Source organism: Rhodococcus sp. AQ5-07, from assembly GCF_009707305.1.
In the GTDB taxonomy this organism is placed as follows: domain Bacteria; phylum Actinomycetota; class Actinomycetes; order Mycobacteriales; family Mycobacteriaceae; genus Rhodococcus_F; species Rhodococcus_F erythropolis.
In genome coordinates this window covers 195,306-213,365 of sequence record NZ_CP046099.1, presented here as the reverse complement: position 1 = coordinate 213,365, position 18,060 = coordinate 195,306, and the positions used below count along the sequence as shown (strand labels likewise).

The window sequence follows — 18,060 nt, the reverse complement described above, 5'->3', positions numbered from 1 at the left end:
GGCGTCACGACTCCATACTGCCCCCTCACCGGGCGCGAACTCTAACCGAGGCTCGAGATGAAGGTTCGCACTTCGGACACGAATCGTGTCGGATCCTCCACGAACGGGCCGTGATTGCAGCCTTCCCAGTACGACGCCTGGGACTTGGGAATCAGTTCCTCGGCGTGCTTACCTGCACTCACGTCGACGACGGAGTCCTCGGTTCCGTGCAGAACGAGAACGGGGATATCCAGGTTGCGAAGCAAGTCGTCGTGACCGACAGCACGGTTGAACAATGCTGCTCGTACCCGCGGACGGGTCGAGAGGCTGTACCCGAACAAGGCCTGCGACGCTGCACCCTTGCCCTCGGGTGGGCCGGTGAGAGCGTTGCCGAAAGCGCCGAGTGCCCTGATCGCCTCGCGGGGATCTTCGGACATCGCGCCGGGAACCGCGCTACGCATCGCCGAGCCGACCTTGCCGCCCTTCTCACCGCGGCCGATGCTGGTGATCGCACCGACCAGAACCGCACCCGCCACCGCACCGGTTCCGTGCGCTGCCAGATAATCGCAGATCACCAGACCGCCGTACGACCAGCCGAGCAGTATCGCGTTCTCGGTAACGCCTTCTGCCGCGAGAACAGCCGCGACGTCGCCGGCCCAGTTCGCGGAGTCGTCGTATCCGGTTTCGGGAGCATCGGAGTAACCGTGGCCGCGCAGATCGACAGCGATCAGGCGGTAGTCCGCAGCCAGGTCCGCGAGGACCTGCTCGCCCCAGCACTGCGACGACTGAGCCCAGCCGTGCAGCAGCACCAGCGGGGTCCCCGCCGAATTTCCGGTTACTCGATAGACGATGGACGTGCCGTCGACGCTGACGGCTTCACGAATAGACATGCCGTCACGATAGAGGCTGCGACTGCAGCGCCGACCGCGAGCATGTACGCCGACGGGACGCCGTAGCGGTCGATCAGTTGCCCGGCCAGCGCAGACCCGAGCGCCACGCCGACGCCGAGGCCGGTGACCGTCAGGGTCATTCCCTCCGTGAGCTTTTCCGGGGGGACGATCTGTTCGACCAGGGCTGTCGCGATGATGAGCGTCGGTGCGACGGTCGCGCCTGCCAGCACGTACGCACCCGCGAGTGCGGCCACGTTTCCGACCAGGAGAAGCGGGACGCTGAGAACGGCGACCGCGGAGGACGCGATCATCAGTTGACCGCGCAGCGATCGCGCCGGGTGCATCGACCCGAAGATCAGTCCCGCGATTCCCGAGCCGCCGGCGAACAGCGCGAGGACCAGCGTCGCGGATCCCGGCGAATTCTGTTCCTCGGTGAACGCGATGGCGCCGACGTCGATGACGCCGAAGATCGTTCCGAGCATCACCATGATCACGATGACGATCCACATCACGTGGTTACCGAGAACCGACCGTCCGCGGCCGGGTCGGCGCGGATGCACCTTCGGTTCGGTTCCTCGCTGTATGACCAGCAGCAGGGTTCCGGTGACCAGCAGAATCAGTCCCGCCAGCGGTCCGGCCTCGGGAAAGAGCCCGATACTCAGGCCGACCGAAATGACGGGGCCCGCCACGAAACAGAGTTCGTCCACCACGGATTCGAAGGCGAAGGCGGTGCGCAGCTGAGGTTTTCCGACATAGATCGCCACCCACCTGGCGCGGATCATCGCGCCGATCGTCGGGGTGGCGCCGCCGGGGACGACCAGAACGAAAAGCAGCCAATCGGGAGCTTCCATCCGCACTGCGAGCAAGAGCGCCCCGATCGCCGTGACGCTCACGGCTGCGGCAATCGGCAGGACCGCACGCTGGCCGAAGCGGTCGACCGCACGTGAGACCGCGGGCGCGATGATCGCCGACGAGAGCGCAAAAACCGCGGCGAGCGCGCCGGCGAGCGCGTAGTCACCACGAAGTTGCGAGATCATCGTCACGATTCCGATGCCGATCATGGCGATCGGCAGCCTTGCGACAAATCCGGCGGCTGAGAAGGCGACCGATCCGGGGGCGGCAAAGATCTCGCGGTAGGCGCTCAGCAGGCCTTTGTTGGTGGATTCGCTCATGTCAGCTTCTCGTGCACTGAACAAGGTTCACAGAGCCGAGGCCGACTCGACAAATCGTTTTCACTGTGCGCTCGGGTTGACCTGTCGGTAACTTGCCTTACGATTGCGCGAATGAGTGTCCTGGTGTGTTTCCACGCCCATCCCGATGACGAAGTTTTCACTACGGGTGGCGTGATGAGAATGGCCGCCGACGCAGGTCACCGCGTCGTAGTCGTCACCGCTACCGACGGTGCTCTCGGTGAATTCCCCGACGGCCTGTTGGACGAATACGAGACGTTGGCTCAGCGCCGCAGCCGTGAACTCGAGGCGTCCACCGACGCGTTGGGCGCCAATCGCGTCGTGTCCCTGCATTACCCGGATTCGGGGATGGTGGGTACGCCCGAGAACGAGAATCCGGAAGCGTTCTGCAACGTCGACGTCGAGAAGGCCGCCGAGCGTCTTGCCGAGGTTCTTCGTGAAGAGAACGCCGATGTCCTGACCATCTACGACCCCAACGGCGGATACGGGCACCCGGATCACATCCAGGTCCACCACGTCGGCGTCCGGGCCGCAGAACTCGCAGGCACGCCGTTCGTCTACGAGGCGTCCACCAACCGCGATCACATGAAGATGCTGATGCAGGCAAACCCCGAGTGGACCGAAGAGGCGCAGCCGCCGGACATCGAATCGTTCGGGCTTCCCGCAGACCAACTCACCACCGCCGTCGATGTCAGTTCGGTGATCTCGTCCAAGCGCGCGGCCATGTACGCGCACGCAACTCAGGTCGGCGATTTCGGCCCGTTCCTCGAAATGCCGACGGAGCAGCTCGCCGCGGCATTCGGCACCGAGTGGTTCCGTCGCCGCAACGCGCCGGAAGGTCTGTCCGAAACCGCCCTTCCCCTCTGAAGTCACCGCCCTCGATAAACCGAAGTCCCGACGGAGGTTTCGGCGGCTCGTTACCATCGGTAGGCATGGACCTCGAACAACTTGTCGCGAGCATGCCTTTTGCAGTTCACACCGGAATTCAGTTGGACAGCGCGGCACCCGAACAGGTTGTCGGCCATCTGGATTGGGACAGCCACCGCACCACCGCCGGCAACGGAATGCACGGCGGCGCCTTGATGACGCTGGCAGACAGCGTCGGCGCCGTCTGTGCATTCCTCAATCTTCCGCCCGGTGCAAGCACTTCCACCACCAGTTCGTCGACCGTGTTCACTCGCGGGGTGCGCAAGGGCACGGTCACCGCAACCGCCCGGCCACTGCATGCGGGGCGCAGCACCGTCGCGGTCGTGACCGAGATTCGCGACGACGAGGGCCGCCTCGTCGCTCAGGTCACCGCATCACAGGCAGTATTGGGACCGTGAAGCGTCCCGCGTACCGCGCCTCGGGTGCCACCCTGCCGTACGGCAATCTGCTTGCCTCCCATGATGTTGCGATGGAGGGTTACTTCTGGCGATTCACGATGCCAGGCAGCGGACGGGTGGTGATCGCGCTCGCCGGAATCAACAAGTCCGACGGCGGCAACTGGTCGACGCTCGGTCTCGCGGCACATCCAGGCGGATTCCTCCGTACCGCCGAACATCCGAGCGGATCGGCCGATCCACGGATCCTGGGGGCCTACGCCGACAACGCTTTCCGCGGCAATGCCGATCGACTGCAGGTCGATTTCGGCGACAGCCATCTCGACGTGCGGATCAGCAATCAGCGATTCTGGCCGCATCGCCGCTTCGGGGGATCGAGCTACTTCCAATCAGTTCCCGCACTCAATCAATACTGGCATCCGTGGCTGCTCGGCGGCCGGGTCGAGGGAAGCGCCGTCATCGACGGGCAGAACTGGGATCTCACCGGGGCACAGGTGTACGGCGAGAAGAACTGGGGAAAGGGAGGATTCCCGGAATCCTGGTGGTGGGGACAGGCACAGGGGTTCACCGATCCTCGAGCCTGCGTGGCGTTTGCCGGCGGCCAGGTCAGCGCCGGACCTCTGCGCACCGAAGTCACCGCCGTCGTTGCCGCGCTACCGGACGGAACGGTATTGCGGCTGGGTAATCCGCTGACGTCACAGGTGGAGACGACGGTGTCCGACGATCGCTGGACTCTTCGCGGCTACAGCCGGAAGTGGAGCGTCGACATCGACGGGACCGCGCCCATCGCCGACGCACATATTCTTCCTGTTCCGATACCTGCCGAGCGTCGAAACGTGCCAGGAGCGCTCGAGCATCTCGGTGGAACCATGTCGGTCATCGTCCGCCGGCGCGGCACCATAGTCTGGAAGGACAGGTCACGGTTGGCCGCTCTCGAGCACGGCGGATTGGATCGGGCGCAGGCCGAACTCACTCGGCGGGAACAGCTCTCGCAAGATCGATGAGAGCAGAGGCCGCCGGATTCTTGCCGCCCGACGAACGCCAGACCAATTCCAGCCGAGATCGTGCTTCCGGTTCGAGATCGATCCGATGCAACTCCCCCACTGTCGACTCCGGTAGCACGGCCATTCCCAGCCCCTGCGCTGCCAATGAAACGATGATGCCGAGGTTGCTTGCCTCGAGCGCAACCGTCGGCTTGGTGCCGGCTGCGGCGCACGCGAAGTCCAGACACGTTCTGATGCCGGTTCCCTCCGGCAGACAGATGACCGATTGCGTCGCGAGTTCGGCAAACGGCAGAGACGACACCTCGGCCAGCGGATGATCGGCCGCCACTCCGGCCACCAGTCGTTCGTCGGTGATCACCCTCGATTCGAGCCCTTCCGGCAGCTTGCCCGCCACCCCGATGACGGCTATGTCGAAGGTTCCGTCCAACACTCCGGCAAGCAAACTGCGCGAATCGTCCTCGGCCAGCGAAATGTCCAGTCCGGGGTGTTTGTTGTGCAACCGACTGAGCAGATCTGTGAGGTCGGCGGAAGCGCAGGCGGTGACCATCCCGACCGAAACGGAACCCCGAACCAGTCCGTTCAGGGCATCGACAGCGTCGCGGGTGCTCTGAACGGAAGCGAGTGCAGCGTAGGCGTGCGGGAGGACGGCTCGCCCGGCGTCGGTCAGACAAACGGTTCGACCACTTCGATCGAGCAATTCCTGCCCCAACTCACGTTCCAGCCGTTTGACCTGCGCACTCACACCCGGTTGGGCTACGTGAAGCCGCTCGGCGGCGCGGGTGAAGTTGGCTTCCTCCACTACCGTGGCAAAGTATTCGAGCTGCCGAAGTTCCATAACTACTGATTCTAGCTGCGAGACAAACTAGATCTTGGACTTATCGCCGGTGCGGTAGAACGATGGAAGCATGACAACAACAGATGACGTTCAGAAGGCCGGAACCCCGGAAGACATCGCGAAGCTTTTTGTGCAGTTCGCCAACGCTGGTGACGCAGACGCCGTCGCCGCACTCTACGAGGAGGATGCGGTGATGGCCTTCCCGCCCGGATCACTCACCGTGGGCCGCCAAGCCATCCGCGAGGTGATCTCTCAGATGCTGGCAGTTGCACCGAGATTCACCGTCGAGGAATCTCTACCGACGGTGATCAGCGGCGACCTGGCCATGACCTCGACCAAACCTTCCGACGGAACCGGCGGGCGCACGCAGGTCGCGCGCCGCCAGTCCGACGGATCATGGTTGCGAGTCTTGGATCGACCGGAACTCTGACTACCCTCTTCGCAGTCAGACGGCCGACGCGCGACGCATGGCCGCAGCGGGATCAGCAAACAGTGAACTCAGTGACACGACCGTGGAAGCGTATTCCTGGACCCGATTACCGAAACCGGTAATTCGAATGTCCTTACGCTCCAACGAGGATGCCGTCGAGAAAGCCTCGGCGACATGGGGCACTCCGGCGGGATAGTCGGTGAATGCCTGACCACCCAGAATCACACGATCCGGGTTGAACAGGTCACGCAGCATTGCCACTGTCCGGCCGAGGACGCGTGCTCGATCAACCAGAAGCTCGTGTGCCGGAATGGAACCCGACGACGCAGCCCGGTAGACGTCCGCGATCGTGACTCGCTCACTGCCCTGTATCACTTCGCCCGAAGACAAAGCCTGCGCAACTACAGCGCGGTCACTGATCGTTGCTTCAAGGCAACCCACGGCGCCGCAGGTGCACCGTGCGGACGAACCCGTCGGAAGGTGCGCGATCGAACCGGGTCCGCTGGACGGCGTGTGCACTCGACCTTCGAAAGTGATTGCGATACCGGCAGTTTCACGGGCGTAGAAGTACAGCCCGGTAGTACCCGGCGTCGGGGCTTCGGCACGGTCGGTGCTGAGCAGAAGTTCCGACGCAGCCATCGCCTCGACGTGGGCTGCGACTGAGACGGGGAGATCCAAGCCGGCTCCGATGATGGATCCGACTTTGGCGCCCTTCCACCCCAGGCGCGGGTGATCGACTACTCCGGTCGCCGAATCGACGCGACCGCCGATGGCCACGCCGACGGCGAGGGGACGACGCTTGTGCCACCGTGAGGCAAACGATTTGGCCGAGCGTGCAATGGTGGCAAGCGCGACAGCAGAATTGGTGGCGGGAGTCGGAATCTCGACGGCGCCGAGCACCTTGCCACGAATGTCGCTGGCGATGATGCTGGTGACGACGGCACCGATGTGAATGCCCACGGTCAAGTACGGCTCGTGGTTGACCTCGAACGGAACCCGCGGACGCCCGATGGCGCCGGAGGCCGTCAAGTCTGCGCGTTCGCGCAGGATCCCGAGGTCCAGCAGGCTCGTGACCTGACGGTTCACGGTGGCAATACTCAGTCCGGACGCTTTCGCCGCGGTATCGCGAGAGAGCGGTCCGCGGGATCGAGCAATGCGCAACACCGTCGCGGACGGTCCGTCGGCAATGCGCAGTTCGGGCACGACGATCTGGGTACGGGTCCGCGTTCCCGAGAGCGCGGTTCGCGATCGGATGTTCGGAATGGCGGAGATTGTGGGTGTCGACATGGCTGTCCCTTGCAGAAGGAGGAGAAGGCGCATATCTCTGTCGACCGCGAAATCAGCTTTTGCGCTGGTCAAGCGAAGAGAAAGACAGGAAAGGCGCAGAAATTAGCTGCAGAAAGAACGGCGGCGACAACACAGCTCTCGCGCCAAGGGCAGACGCGAACCAAGCGCAGCGGTCACATAGGTGACCCGCAAAGCGGCAGGCTGGTCGGTCGACATGGCTCCAAAAGTAGCAGCTTCACCGAGATTCACAAATCAGGTGCGGTAACGATCACACTGACCACAACCCTGTCGAGGCGGATTCTCGCGTGTTTGGGTGGGTGCACTCCCCACGAAAGGTGCACCATGTCTACAGCTTTCGCCAAGCCGACCCTCACGGACGCGGCATCAACGAACGGGGCGGCTGCCGGCGCCGCTCGCGGCACTGTCACCCCCCTCGGCGCGCATATCGGCGCCCGAATCGACGGAATCACTCTCGGCGAGCACCTCGATCCGGCGACGATCTCACTCATCCGACAGGCGCTTCTCGAACACAAGGTGATCTTCTTCCGCGGACAGAACCACCTCGACAACGATTCGCAGTACGAGTTCGCCCAGCTGTTGGGCACCCCGACCACTGCCCACCCCACGGTGAAGTCGCACGGCGCAAAAGTTCTGCCCATCGATTCGGACCTGGGCAAGGCCAACAGTTGGCACACCGACGTCACCTTCGTCGATCGCATCCCCAAGGCTTCGATCCTGCGCGCGGTGCAGCTGCCCGAATACGGCGGTTCGACGACGTGGGCGTCGGGGGTGGCTGCGTACAACGGACTGCCGGATCCACTCAAGGCGCTCGCGGAGAACCTCTGGGCTCGCCACACGAACGTCTACGATTACGCGGCCACCAGCGCCGAGCGTCTCACCGAAGATCGCACGGCCGCCTATCGCGAGGAGTTCCAGTCCACGTACTTCGAGACGGAGCACCCCGTGGTGCGTGTCCACCCCGAAACCGGAGAACGCACGCTCGTCCTCGGACATTTTGTCAAGAACTTCGTCGGGTTGAGCACCGAACAGTCGAACGGTGTGTTCAAACTCTTGCAGGATCACGCCATCAAGCTCGAGTACACGACGCGCTGGAACTGGGAAGCGGGTGACGTCGCGATCTGGGACAACCGGGCCACCCAGCATTACGCGATCGCCGACTACGACGACCAGTACCGGCGTCTGGAGCGCATCACACTTGCCGGCGACATCCCGGTCAACATTCATGGGGAACGAAGCCGCAGTATCGCCGGCGACGCTTCCGAGTATTCGGTTATCGAAGGTGCAGTTGCGGCAGAAGGTGCCTCGAACAACTCATGACTCACGCAGATTCCGCCCTTCCGCCGCACGCGCGCGGTTACGAAGGCTTCGAGGGTCGAATCGGCCGCACCGGAGCCGATTCGACCCCGGCGTGGCCCACAGCCACGACCCCGCCTCTCGGATCACCCAACATCGTCGTGGTTCTGATCGACGACATGGGATACAGCGACATCGGACCGTTCGGCTCCGAGATCGAGACTCCCACCCTCGACCGCCTTGCCTCGCAGGGCATTCGAATGACCAACTATCACACGACGCCCCTCTGCTCGCCGTCGCGCGCCGCGCTTCTCACCGGCCTGAATCCGCACCGGGCCGGGTACGGTTTTGTCGCCAACGCCGATCCGGGCTACCCCGGACTGCGACTGGAATTGGCCGACGACGTCCAGACACTCCCCGAAATCCTCCGCGGCGCGGGCTATGCGACCTATGCGGTGGGCAAGTGGCATCTCGTGCGCGACGCAAACCTCGCCCCGGGACGAAGTCGTGACTCCTGGCCGACACAGCGTGGATTCGATCGCTACTACGGCTCACTCGAAGGACTCAACTCCTTCTACTACCCCAATCAACTGATCTCCGACAATTCTGTGGTCGACGTCGACGAGTATCCCGAGGGCTACTACCTCACCGACGATCTGACCGACAAGGCTGTCGGGTACATCAAGGACCTTCGCGCCCACGATCAGGACAAGCCGTTCTTTCTCTACTTCGCACACGTCGCCATGCACGGACCCTTACAGGCCAAGCCCGCCGATCAGGCGAAATACCGCGGTCGCTACGACGAGGGCTGGGATCGAATCCGCGAGTCGCGGTTCGCCTCTCAGCTCCTGCAAGGACTCTTTCCGGAGGGGACACGTCAGGCGCCGCGTAACTCCGAACCCGGATTCGACGTGCCCGAATGGGATTCGCTCACGCCGGAGGTGCAGTCTCGGTTCGCCCGCTACATGGAGGTGTACGCGGCGATGGTCGACTCGATCGATCAGAGCGTCGGACGCATCGTCGACACCCTGGACGAACTGGGCGAACTCGACAACACGATCATCGTCTTCACCTCGGACAACGGCGGCACCGCCGAGGGCGGTTCGGACGGGACTCGAAGCTACTTCGCGCAGTTCGCACATATTCAGGATCCGGACTGGGTGGGCGATGTCCCCCACGACGAATCCCTCATCGGCGGACCTGAATTGGGCGTGCACTATCCACGTGGATGGGGGCAGACGTCCAACACCCCCTTCCGGTTCTACAAAGGGCAATCCTTTGCCGGTGGGATCCGTGTTCCCTTCCTCCTGTCCTGGCCCGCGGGATTGAAACCCGAAGCGGGCGACAACGGGATCCGCGACCAGTTCGCGTATGTCACCGACCTGACGCCGACGCTTCTCGAACTGGCCGGAATCGAAACCCCCACCGTGCGAAACGGGCTGCCGGTCAAGGAGTTCGACGGTGTGTCGAGCGCGCCGGTTCTGCGTTCACCCACCGCTCCGAGTACCCACACCGAGCAGTACACCGAGGTGACCGGAATCCGCGGCTACTACAAGGACGGATGGAAACTGCTGGCGCTCGCTCCAGCTGACATCGACAAACCGCACTGGCAATTGTTCGACGTCCGAGCCGACCCGACCGAGCTCGACGACCTCGCATCACGGTTTCCCGACAAGGTTCGCGAACTCGCCGAGGCCTGGGACCACTCGGCGTGGGCGAACACCGTGTTTCCTCTACTGGGCAATACCGTCGGCGCGGTTCGCCGTCCGGAGGAGGAGGCACTCTCACGCCCGGTGCGACTACTTGCGGGAACGCCCCCACTGGAGCGCTACCGCTCATCCAAACTGATCGGGTTCCGTGACTTCGACATCACGATCGAACTCGACGGTTACCGCGAAGGCGACGCCGGCGTCCTTGTCGCCCATGGGGATCCACAAGGTGGATATCTTCTCTACGTCGAGGACGGCAACCTGCATCTCGGATACAACGCCTTCGGTTCCTACTCCGTGGTCGATGCGGGGCCATTGCCGGTCGGCACCAAGCGAATCGACGTGTCCGTGGCGGTGTTACCGCGGTTGCGTTGGGATCTCCACGTCAGCGTCGACGGCATTCACGCGGGCCAACTGCTCGGGCAAGTACAACTGGTCGGGATGGCGCCGTGGACCGGCATCTCGGTCGGGGTCGACGCCAGAGGACCTGTGTCGTGGGAAGTACGACGACGCCACGGACCATTCCGGTACAGCGGCGCGCTGCGCGCCGTCACCTACACCCCTGGCCCGGTCAAGGTACCGCGTCGTCACATCGAATCCATCGAACGGGAGGCAGAGTATGCCGCCGACTAGCCCTACGATTGCGTCATGACCATTTCTTCCGATGCCCGCATCGCCGTAGTCACCGGAGCCAGCTCCGGAATCGGTGAGGCCACCGCCCGCACCCTGGCCGCTCAGGGATTCCACGTCGTGATCGGTGCTCGCCGCGTCGATCGTCTCGAGAAGATCGCCGAGGAGATCGGTGGTACCGCTCTCGAACTCGACGTCACCGACGAGGATTCCGTCGACGCGTTCGCGGCCGTGGTCCCCCGTGTCGACGTGTTGGTCAACAACGCGGGTGGTGCAAAGGGTCTGGCAACAGTCCTGGACGCCGATCTGGACGACTGGCGGTGGATGTGGGAGACCAATGTCCTGGGCACGTTGCGTGTGACGAAGGCACTGCTGCCCAAGCTGATCGATTCGGGTGACGGTCAGGTCGTGACCATCACCTCGGTGGCCGCGCTGGAGGCATACGACAACGGCTCGGGCTACACCACCGCCAAACACGCTCAAGCCGTCCTTCATCGGACATTGCGCGGTGAACTGTTGGGTAAGCCCGTTCGACTGACCGAAATCGCGCCGGGAGCCGTCGAGACGGAGTTCTCACTCGTCCGGTTCGAGGGCGATCAGGACAAGGCCGACAAGGTGTACGAGGGAATCACACCGTTGGTAGCGCAGGACATCGCCGAGATCATCGGGTTTGTCGCGTCCCGGCCGTCACACGTGAACCTCGATCAGATCATCGTCAAGCCGCGGGATCAGGCAAGCCCCGGTCGGTTCCACCGCACCACCAGCTAGTTCGAATCGCACCGAACAGCTAGAGCCTCGGGCGAATCGACTGACGGAGGACGGAGTCGAGATTGCGTGCAATCTCGGCCTCCGTCACTTCCGCGGAAGCGCCGCGGGCACTCACGGTTTCACCCGCGGTGATGATGTACCGACCGTCGCCGGCATAGTCGTACCAGTGGAATGTTATTCCGTCGCCTGTCGGCCTGCTGTCGACGGCTCCTCCCGGGTATGCGGTGACTTCACCGATCGAGGTCCGCTCTCGGCCGAAGAATCTGCTCACTTCCTCGCTCCCGCGCGCACCGGCTGCGCTGCTCAGAAAGCTCTGCCTCCCGGCAGTTTTCGGCCTTTCGATGTTCAGGCCACGCTCCGATCCAGCGGGGCAGGTCGGCAGGTGATCGACGAGCATCCGTGGAATTGCCGATGGGCGTGCGACGGTGAAAACCACGTCGGAGCCACAGTCGACAGTCCTGCCGGGCAGTTGAGTCAGGAGCACACCCAGGTCGCCGGCAACAACACCGTGCAATCGCGTCACCGTACTCATTTTCTGCCCGTGAAAACCGGAAACCTCCACACGAGCATCAGGATTCGCAAGAGCACCGAGAACGTGATGCAGCCGATCGTCGAGCACGGCAGACAGGTGCGCTCCCGCTCGACGTCGCTCCGCTGTCAGCTCGTTCATGGTGTCGGCCGCCGGACGAAACCGCAGCGGGTACGGGAGTCGGTCACGTCCGACCGCTTCCCAGAGAATCTGGAATTCGAGGCCGGTGAACTGCCATTGCATGGTGGTCATTCGCCCAGTACCGCCGGGGAGACCATGGGTAGGTCGCCGATCAGGGCGTTACCGTTCTCGACGGTGACGAGGTAGCCGGGGGTGTCGTGAACGTTGTCTTCGTCTTGCCCTTGCCCTCGTCCCGGTGCCATCCCGCCGACGCCACCCATCGCGCCCCGACCGCTCTGCGCGCCCGTCGCCGAAGTACCGCCAGTTCCGTTGACTCCCCCACGTCCGCCACCGGCGAGGCCACCGCCGCCAGGTCCGCCAGGTCCGAGGGCTCCACCTCCGGTTCCGCCTGGGCCGAAGCCGCCGGTACCGATTCCACCGGCAGAACCTCCACCCGAACCGCTACCCGCCAGGCCTGACGGCACGCCGGAACCGAGCTGAGCACCATTCGGAGTTGCACGGGCAAGGCCATCCGGCGCTGCACCGGCGGACAGTGGACCGGCATGTGCCGCGGTGGTCCCGGCCGGGCCGGAATCGTTTGCGGACCGGGCGGCGTTGGCACCGGAATTCCCTTGGGCGTCAACACCACTACGATTGTCACCATTTCCGGAATTGGGGCCTAAAGGGTTCTGACCGGAACCGTCTCCGGCCGGATTTGCACCGCCGGAGTTTCCACCGTCCACTCCTCCACCAACTCCGCCACCCGACGCCGATGGCGCGCCGAGCCCGTTCCCCGTTCCCGAGGCCATTCCTCCGCCGGAACCACCACCACCGAATGCGCCGCCACTTCCAGCCCCGCCATTGCCGGTGACCGGATTGAAAGCGGCCGGGAGGATCGGCACCTGGTCGTCCGCACGCTTCATGTACGGCAGATACACGTCCTTCATCACCTGGCGCGCTTGACGTTCGGCTTCTTCCGCTTCGTATTGGGCCTGCTTCCACGTAGCCCCGGGAACCAGGCTGAGAAACCTCTCGACCGTCGAGGCGCCGTCGGGTGCCGGAATCGAGCGTTTGGCCTCGTCGAGTGCGATCTTCGCCTCCTCGATCTTGTTCGAGATCAGATCGACGCGCACCTTCAGCTCACCCGCATCAGCCGAGTAGGCCAGCACTGCTTCCAACGCAGCCGAGCCGCCGCGCCCCTGCCAGCCTTCGGTGATTGCACCGTTCACATCGTTCTGGAACTTCCCGATGCCAGATTCCACCCGGCCGGCAATGGCCTTCCAGGCCTCACCGATTGCACTCAGGGTTGCCGGATTCATCTCGTTGACGTGGTCGAAGATTTCGGAGTGTGACATCGCATCGAAAGGATCGTCGTCCACGATTGCATGTTCGCTGTACTCGAGCGATGACGTCTGGGCCGTGAGGGCATCGCGCTCACCCCAGGCTCGTGCGCGCTCTGCATCGGCGTCGGCGGTCGCAACAGCCATCTCGTCGTCGAACGCGCCGCGGTCGTCGGTTACGGATTGCACCAGAGCAGATGTAGCGATTGCGCTCGCGATGGGAGCGCCGACAACTGGCAACGCCGCCACGCCGGACGGGACGGCATGCGTCGCTTCGGAGATCCTGCCAAGCACATCTTCCAGAAATGGAATGCCCACCGCTGCCCCCTGACGTCGAAATCCCCGTCAGACTCCCCCGAGCCGACAGCGCTTACCTGTATTGACGCAAGCAACGCCCGGATGGTTCCGCTCGTCGACGGATTTCTCGGTTCACAGCAGTACAGACTTACGCCAGTGCAGACATCGACTTCCAGGTCGGCAAATCGATCGCCCAGTCGTAGATGTCGCCGTCCGCAGGCGACAGGTCGATCGACGTGCCGGTCACCTCGACGGGGTCACCGTAGAGGGCGGTTCCGAAGTATTCCTGCGCGTCGGATGTCGACAGGTTGATGCAACCGTTCGTGACGTTCGACGAGCCCTGCACCCCGGTGGTCTCAGGATTGGCGTGGATGAATTCGCCGTTGTTGGAGATGCGCACCGCCCAACGCTCACGCACGTTCTCGTAGAACGGCGGATTGGACATCATGAAGTCTTCGTACTTCTCCGTCACCATGTGAATGCCGCTGCGCGTGACGTTTCGAGGTTCGTTTCCCTCGCCGTAGCTGACGGGAATGTCCATGATCGTCTGACCGTCACGCACCACCTGCATGCGGTGGCTCGGCGCGTTCGCCTTCACGATCTGGCTACGACCGATCGTGAAGTCGAGCGTGAGATCCTGGTCGCCGTAAGCGCCACCGCCGTAGTTCAAGCCGTAGAGCTTGGCGTCCAGATGGACAGTTGTGCCCGGCACCCAGTAATCGGCCGGACGCCAATGGGCCCGTGACCCGCCGTTGTCGTCGGCCAGCCATGCCCACGATCCGGCGGTGGGCGGCACGGTGGTCACGACAAGCGCCTTCTCGACGGCCGCCTTGTCGACGACGGAGTTGTCGAACTGCAACGTGATCGGTGCCGCGATTCCAACTTCCTGGCCGTCGGCGATGTTGAGGGTGGCGCCGGTGGTCGACTCCGGGGCGACCGTCGTAAAGCTCCCCTGCACTGGCACGGATTTGCCGTCGGTTCCGGTTGCCGAGCCCGACCACGAATACGTGGTGCCGTAGCCGAGTGCCTCACTGACGGTGAACGTCGTCTTGTCAGGCGAGAGTTGTCCGGCGACGGCCTTACCGGCCGCGTTGCTCAGATTGACGTCGGCCAGTGTTCCCTGGGCCACCGCAACCGAGACGGGCGCGACCGGGCTGACGTCTTTGGTACCGGGTGCCGGCGTCGACACCACGGTCGCAACAGGTGCTGGTTCGGCGGCCGCCGCACCGCCCTGTCCGTCCTTGCCACCGATCGTGCAGCCGACAGCGGCCACCATCACAGCGAGCAATACAGCTACCAACGCAACAAGACGCGAACGACTTCTCCGACCACCCAGCTCATGCACTTCAACAGGCTACCTGCGGGCTCCGTCAGGAATCAGATGGTGAAGCCCACAGTTACCGGTTCCGGTTCAAGGTGGACACCGAACGCGGCTTCGACGCCGTCGCGAACCGTCCGCGCGAGCGAGACCACATCCGCGCTCGTTGCCGACCCTCTGTTGGTCAACGCCAAGGTGTGTTTCGTCGACAGCCTGGCCGGTGCATCTTCACCGGGATAACCCTTGGAGAATCCGGCCCGTTCGATCAACCATCCGGCCGAGAGCTTGGTTCCACCACTGCCCGGGAACTGCGGCACGGTGACGTCTCCGAGCTGTTCGGTTATTGCTCCGAGCACAGCGGGCAGCTTGTCGTCCGGCACCACGGGGTTGGTGAAGAAGGAACCCGCGCTCCAAGTGTCGTGGTCGTACGGATCGAGCACCATCGCCTTGCCTGTCCGCAATCCCAGAACCGCCTCGCGGACCTGCGACGCAGGCAACCGCTCGCCTTCCTCGGCCCCGAGTGCGGTGAACAGTTCGCGGTACGCGAGCGGGGCGCTCAATCCGTCGGTCGACGCATCGAATTCGACGGCGAGAACCACTGCTGCATCGGAATGCTTGAGAACACTCGACCGGTAGCCCAACTCGAGTTTCGACGGTTCGACCCACGACACTTCGCCGCTGCGTCGGTCGAGCAATTGAACCTGCCGGAGCCGCGAGCCCACCTCGACGCCGTACGCGCCGACGTTCTGCACCGGCGTCGCACCGGTCGAGCCCGGAATCCCGGACAGGCATTCGAGGCCGCCCAGTTCCGCGGCGACGGATTGGCCGACTACTTCGTCCCACACTGCGCCCGCTTCGGCAATGACGCGGTCCGTGTCGAGGCTCACGGTGGTGTTGGCCACACGAACGACAACTCCGTCGAATCCCGCGTCCGAGATCACGAGATTCGATCCGCCGGCGAGAATCAGCGTCGGGATCTGCTCGCGATCGAGCAGCGTCACGACGTCGATCAACGACTGCGTCGTCGGGCATTCGGCGAGCAGCCGCGCCGGTCCTCCGATTCGGAGCGTCGTCAATCCCGACAAGTCAACGTTCTCGGACACGAAAGCGCCTGATTCCACGACGCGTCTGCCAATGGTTACGTCCCACACATCGATAAACGGTAGCCTCCACAATCGTGAGCCGTCGCATCGAGCATTCGTCGAAGTACACAGTCCCCGCCGAGAAGGTCCATGAGGCGGTGACCTCCGAGCAGTACTGGCGCGACCGAATCGTCGCTGTCGGTGGTCCCGGCGCGGCGATCGAAGAGCTGACCGTTCGCGACGAGACCGTCGCGGTCACGATGTCGCAGATCATTGCTGCCGAGCATCTCCCGAGCATGGTGTCGAAGGTCGTCAACGGCGACATCGTCATCAAGCGCAGTGAGACGATGGCTCCTTTCAAGGACGGCAAGGCCACTGGCACCTTCTCCGCCCACGTCGACGGTGTTCCCGCCCGTATCGAGGGCACGCAGGTCCTGACTGGCGACGAGAACTCCGCCACTCTCGAAATCGAGGGTGAGGTCGAGGTCAAGATCCCGTTCCTCGGCGGAAAGATCGAAAGCGCGATCGTCGACGAGGTTGTCCGGCTCATCCAGGCCGAACAGGACTTCACCCGGGAGTGGATCGCGAAGTAAAATCCTGCGGGCGGCGATAGTTGTGGATACGGCCAATTTGGCTTGTCACAGCGCGTAACAGGTATTCTTTCCGATCATGGCTCGCCGCATCGACTACTCCGCCCGCTATCAGCACTCCCCCGAGCAGGTCTACGCGGCACTGGCGGACCGCTCGTACTGGGAGGCCCGCGTCGAGGAGATGCGCAAGCATTCCGAGAACCATGTGGAACATTTCGAGGTCACCGATTCCGGAATCGATCTCGTACTGCACCACATTCTTCCGCGCACCGATTTGCCGGACATTGCTCAGACGGTGATGAAGAAGGATCTGGTCATCACGCGCAAGGAGTCGTACGGCGCCTTCGGTGACACCGTGACCGGAACGTACGAAGCGTCCATCCCGGCCGGGCCGGGGAATCTGTCCGGGACCATGGAATTGTTCGCGACCGATACCGGGTCCACGCTGCGAACCACGTCCGAGGCGAAGGTCTTCATACCGTTCATCGGCGCGAAGTTGGAACAGCTCATGCTCATCAACCTCGTCGATCTGTTCCGCACCGAAGCTCAGGTCACGGCGACCTGGCTCGCCGCACGCTGAAGCCGGCGTGAAGAAGGCTCCACCCCCGAAGATCGAGGGGGTCATCACCCGTGGCACGACGGGGATCAACAGACTGCGACGAAGTGACCGGTGGATCGTCCACAACCGCACTATCGCGCACGCCCTGAACAACGCGGCCGATCCGTTGATCGTCGACCTCGGGTACGGGGCGAGGCCGGACACCACCTTCGAGATGGCAAGCCGCCTCACCGCTGTCCGGCGGGATCGACGCGTCATCGGGCTCGAGATCGACCCCGCCCGCGTGGTCGAGAGTCGTGACGGTGTCAGCTTCGCCCGTGGCGGATTCGAACTGGCCGGTCTCACACCCGTTTTCGTACGCGCCTTCAACGTCCTCCGGCAGTATCCGGAAGACGCCGTGGACTCTGCGTGGGCGCACATTCAGTCCGGCCTCGCCCCCGGCGGACTGCTACTCGACGGAACCTGCGACGAGCTCGGAAGGCGTTGCGCCTGGGTGCTTCTCGACGCCGATCGTCCATTGACCCTGACACTGGCCTGGGACCCCTTCGACATCGAGCGTCCTTCCGACATCGCGGAACGTCTCCCGAAGGCTCTCATCCACCGCAACGTTCCAGGTGAGCCGATCCACGCGCTGCTCAGCGCGGCCGATCGAGCCTGGGCCACCGCTGCGCCACACGCCTCGTTCGGACCTCGGCATCGCTGGGCTGCCGCATTGGAAATTCTTCGGGCGCAAGGAATTCCCGTGCAACCCGCGCGACGACGTCTTCGCGACTGCATCCTGACGGTGCCATGGCATGTCGTAGCGCCGAACCCCTGAACTCGCAGACGGGAAACGCCTCGCCGCAGAGGTTGTCTCCGCGGCGAGGC

At 63.7% G+C, this 18,060-nt stretch carries 18 protein-coding genes; 10 read left to right on the top strand and 8 right to left on the bottom strand.

What is annotated here, in order from left to right:
• Positions 1–41 precede the first annotated feature (41 nt).
• Positions 42–869 (bottom strand): alpha/beta fold hydrolase, encoded by an 828-nt coding sequence (locus GJB56_RS01045; RefSeq protein ID WP_020906763.1) that lies wholly within the window; start codon positions 867–869, stop codon positions 42–44.
• On the bottom strand, positions 815–2,041 hold the full coding sequence (locus GJB56_RS01040) for an MFS transporter (protein WP_069146217.1): 1,227 nt from the start codon (positions 2,039–2,041) through the stop codon (positions 815–817). Before GJB56_RS01040 ends, GJB56_RS01045 begins: the two co-directional genes overlap by 55 nt.
• A gap of 111 nt (positions 2,042–2,152) precedes the next feature.
• Here GJB56_RS01040 and GJB56_RS01035 point away from each other — a divergent pair, with 111 nt between their 5' ends.
• From GJB56_RS01035 to GJB56_RS01025, 3 genes are all read left to right on the top strand, one after another.
• Positions 2,153–2,926, top strand: coding sequence for a PIG-L family deacetylase (locus GJB56_RS01035; protein WP_019744397.1), 774 nt, complete (start codon positions 2,153–2,155; stop codon positions 2,924–2,926).
• A 65-nt stretch (positions 2,927–2,991) separates the two neighbouring features.
• Positions 2,992–3,384, top strand: coding sequence for a PaaI family thioesterase (locus GJB56_RS01030; RefSeq protein ID WP_003942017.1), 393 nt, complete (start codon positions 2,992–2,994; stop codon positions 3,382–3,384).
• On the top strand, positions 3,381–4,385 hold the full coding sequence (locus GJB56_RS01025) for a tocopherol cyclase family protein (protein ID WP_019744398.1): 1,005 nt from the start codon (positions 3,381–3,383) through the stop codon (positions 4,383–4,385). Before GJB56_RS01030 ends, GJB56_RS01025 begins: the two co-directional genes overlap by 4 nt.
• Here the strand turns inward: GJB56_RS01025 and GJB56_RS01020 are convergent.
• Positions 4,351–5,220: a LysR family transcriptional regulator gene (locus GJB56_RS01020; protein ID WP_113682352.1), complete on the bottom strand. Its 870-nt coding sequence runs from the start codon at positions 5,218–5,220 to the stop codon at positions 4,351–4,353. The genes GJB56_RS01025 and GJB56_RS01020 overlap by 35 nt on opposite strands.
• Before the next feature lie 70 nt (positions 5,221–5,290).
• On the opposite strand from GJB56_RS01020, the gene GJB56_RS01015 reads away from it, so the two are divergent.
• Positions 5,291–5,650 (top strand): YybH family protein, encoded by a 360-nt coding sequence (locus tag GJB56_RS01015; protein ID WP_113682351.1) that lies wholly within the window; start codon positions 5,291–5,293, stop codon positions 5,648–5,650.
• A gap of 15 nt (positions 5,651–5,665) precedes the next feature.
• On the opposite strand, the gene GJB56_RS01010 is transcribed toward GJB56_RS01015, so the two are convergent.
• Positions 5,666–6,937 carry an ROK family transcriptional regulator gene (locus GJB56_RS01010; RefSeq protein WP_195849574.1) on the bottom strand — a complete coding sequence of 424 codons (1,272 nt, stop codon included), beginning with the start codon at positions 6,935–6,937 and terminating at the stop codon, positions 5,666–5,668.
• 342 nt (positions 6,938–7,279) lie between these two features.
• Between GJB56_RS01010 and GJB56_RS01005 the strand changes: the two genes are divergently transcribed.
• The 3 genes from GJB56_RS01005 to GJB56_RS00995 are packed head-to-tail and all read left to right on the top strand — an operon-like array spanning position 7,280 to position 11,358.
• A complete protein-coding gene (locus tag GJB56_RS01005; protein WP_020968920.1) occupies positions 7,280–8,275 on the top strand; it encodes a TauD/TfdA dioxygenase family protein in 996 nt (331 codons plus the stop codon).
• A complete protein-coding gene (locus GJB56_RS01000; RefSeq protein WP_113682349.1) occupies positions 8,272–10,593 on the top strand; it encodes an arylsulfatase in 2,322 nt (773 codons plus the stop codon). Before GJB56_RS01005 ends, GJB56_RS01000 begins: the two co-directional genes overlap by 4 nt.
• Before the next feature lie 15 nt (positions 10,594–10,608).
• On the top strand, positions 10,609–11,358 hold the full coding sequence (locus tag GJB56_RS00995; protein ID WP_113682348.1) for an SDR family NAD(P)-dependent oxidoreductase: 750 nt from the start codon (positions 10,609–10,611) through the stop codon (positions 11,356–11,358).
• A 19-nt stretch (positions 11,359–11,377) separates the two neighbouring features.
• Here the strand turns inward: GJB56_RS00995 and GJB56_RS00990 are convergent, their stop codons facing one another.
• The 4 genes from GJB56_RS00990 to GJB56_RS00975 form a co-directional block, all read right to left on the bottom strand.
• Positions 11,378–12,139, bottom strand: coding sequence for an ESX secretion-associated protein EspG (locus tag GJB56_RS00990; protein ID WP_113682347.1), 762 nt, complete (start codon positions 12,137–12,139; stop codon positions 11,378–11,380).
• Positions 12,136–13,665: a hypothetical protein gene (locus GJB56_RS00985; protein WP_113682346.1), complete on the bottom strand. Its 1,530-nt coding sequence runs from the start codon at positions 13,663–13,665 to the stop codon at positions 12,136–12,138. Before GJB56_RS00985 ends, GJB56_RS00990 begins: the two co-directional genes overlap by 4 nt.
• Positions 13,666–13,792: 127 nt before the next feature.
• Positions 13,793–14,989 (bottom strand): L,D-transpeptidase, encoded by a 1,197-nt coding sequence (locus GJB56_RS00980; protein WP_020906755.1) that lies wholly within the window; start codon positions 14,987–14,989, stop codon positions 13,793–13,795.
• Positions 14,990–15,021: 32 nt separating this feature from the next.
• Positions 15,022–16,065: a UDP-N-acetylmuramate dehydrogenase gene (locus tag GJB56_RS00975; RefSeq protein WP_020906754.1), complete on the bottom strand. Its 1,044-nt coding sequence runs from the start codon at positions 16,063–16,065 to the stop codon at positions 15,022–15,024.
• A gap of 74 nt (positions 16,066–16,139) precedes the next feature.
• On the opposite strand from GJB56_RS00975, the gene GJB56_RS00970 reads away from it, so the two are divergent.
• From GJB56_RS00970 to GJB56_RS00960, 3 genes are all read left to right on the top strand, one after another.
• Positions 16,140–16,637 (top strand): DUF2505 domain-containing protein, encoded by a 498-nt coding sequence (locus GJB56_RS00970; RefSeq protein WP_019744408.1) that lies wholly within the window; start codon positions 16,140–16,142, stop codon positions 16,635–16,637.
• 76 nt (positions 16,638–16,713) lie between these two features.
• Positions 16,714–17,214 (top strand): DUF2505 domain-containing protein, encoded by a 501-nt coding sequence (locus GJB56_RS00965; protein WP_019744409.1) that lies wholly within the window; start codon positions 16,714–16,716, stop codon positions 17,212–17,214.
• A 7-nt stretch (positions 17,215–17,221) separates the two neighbouring features.
• Positions 17,222–18,010: a hypothetical protein gene (locus GJB56_RS00960; RefSeq protein ID WP_020968914.1), complete on the top strand. Its 789-nt coding sequence runs from the start codon at positions 17,222–17,224 to the stop codon at positions 18,008–18,010.
• Positions 18,011–18,060: the final 50 nt, after the last annotated feature.

Excerpts from the sequence above, each read along its gene's own strand:
- GJB56_RS01045 (WP_020906763.1), bottom strand. The coding sequence starts at position 869 with ATGTCTATTCGTGAAGCCGTCAGCGTCGACGGCACGTCCATCGTCTAT.
- GJB56_RS01040 (WP_069146217.1), bottom strand. The coding sequence starts at position 2,041 with ATGAGCGAATCCACCAACAAAGGCCTGCTGAGCGCCTACCGCGAGATC.
- GJB56_RS01035 (WP_019744397.1), top strand. The coding sequence starts at position 2,153 with ATGAGTGTCCTGGTGTGTTTCCACGCCCATCCCGATGACGAAGTTTTC.
- GJB56_RS01030 (WP_003942017.1), top strand. The coding sequence starts at position 2,992 with ATGGACCTCGAACAACTTGTCGCGAGCATGCCTTTTGCAGTTCACACC.
- GJB56_RS01020 (WP_113682352.1), bottom strand. The coding sequence starts at position 5,220 with ATGGAACTTCGGCAGCTCGAATACTTTGCCACGGTAGTGGAGGAAGCC.
- GJB56_RS01015 (WP_113682351.1), top strand. The coding sequence starts at position 5,291 with ATGACAACAACAGATGACGTTCAGAAGGCCGGAACCCCGGAAGACATC.
- GJB56_RS01010 (WP_195849574.1), bottom strand. The coding sequence starts at position 6,937 with ATGTCGACACCCACAATCTCCGCCATTCCGAACATCCGATCGCGAACC.
- GJB56_RS01005 (WP_020968920.1), top strand. The coding sequence starts at position 7,280 with ATGTCTACAGCTTTCGCCAAGCCGACCCTCACGGACGCGGCATCAACG.
- GJB56_RS01000 (WP_113682349.1), top strand. The coding sequence starts at position 8,272 with ATGACTCACGCAGATTCCGCCCTTCCGCCGCACGCGCGCGGTTACGAA.
- GJB56_RS00995 (WP_113682348.1), top strand. The coding sequence starts at position 10,609 with ATGACCATTTCTTCCGATGCCCGCATCGCCGTAGTCACCGGAGCCAGC.
- GJB56_RS00990 (WP_113682347.1), bottom strand. The coding sequence starts at position 12,139 with ATGACCACCATGCAATGGCAGTTCACCGGCCTCGAATTCCAGATTCTC.
- GJB56_RS00965 (WP_019744409.1), top strand. The coding sequence starts at position 16,714 with ATGGCTCGCCGCATCGACTACTCCGCCCGCTATCAGCACTCCCCCGAG.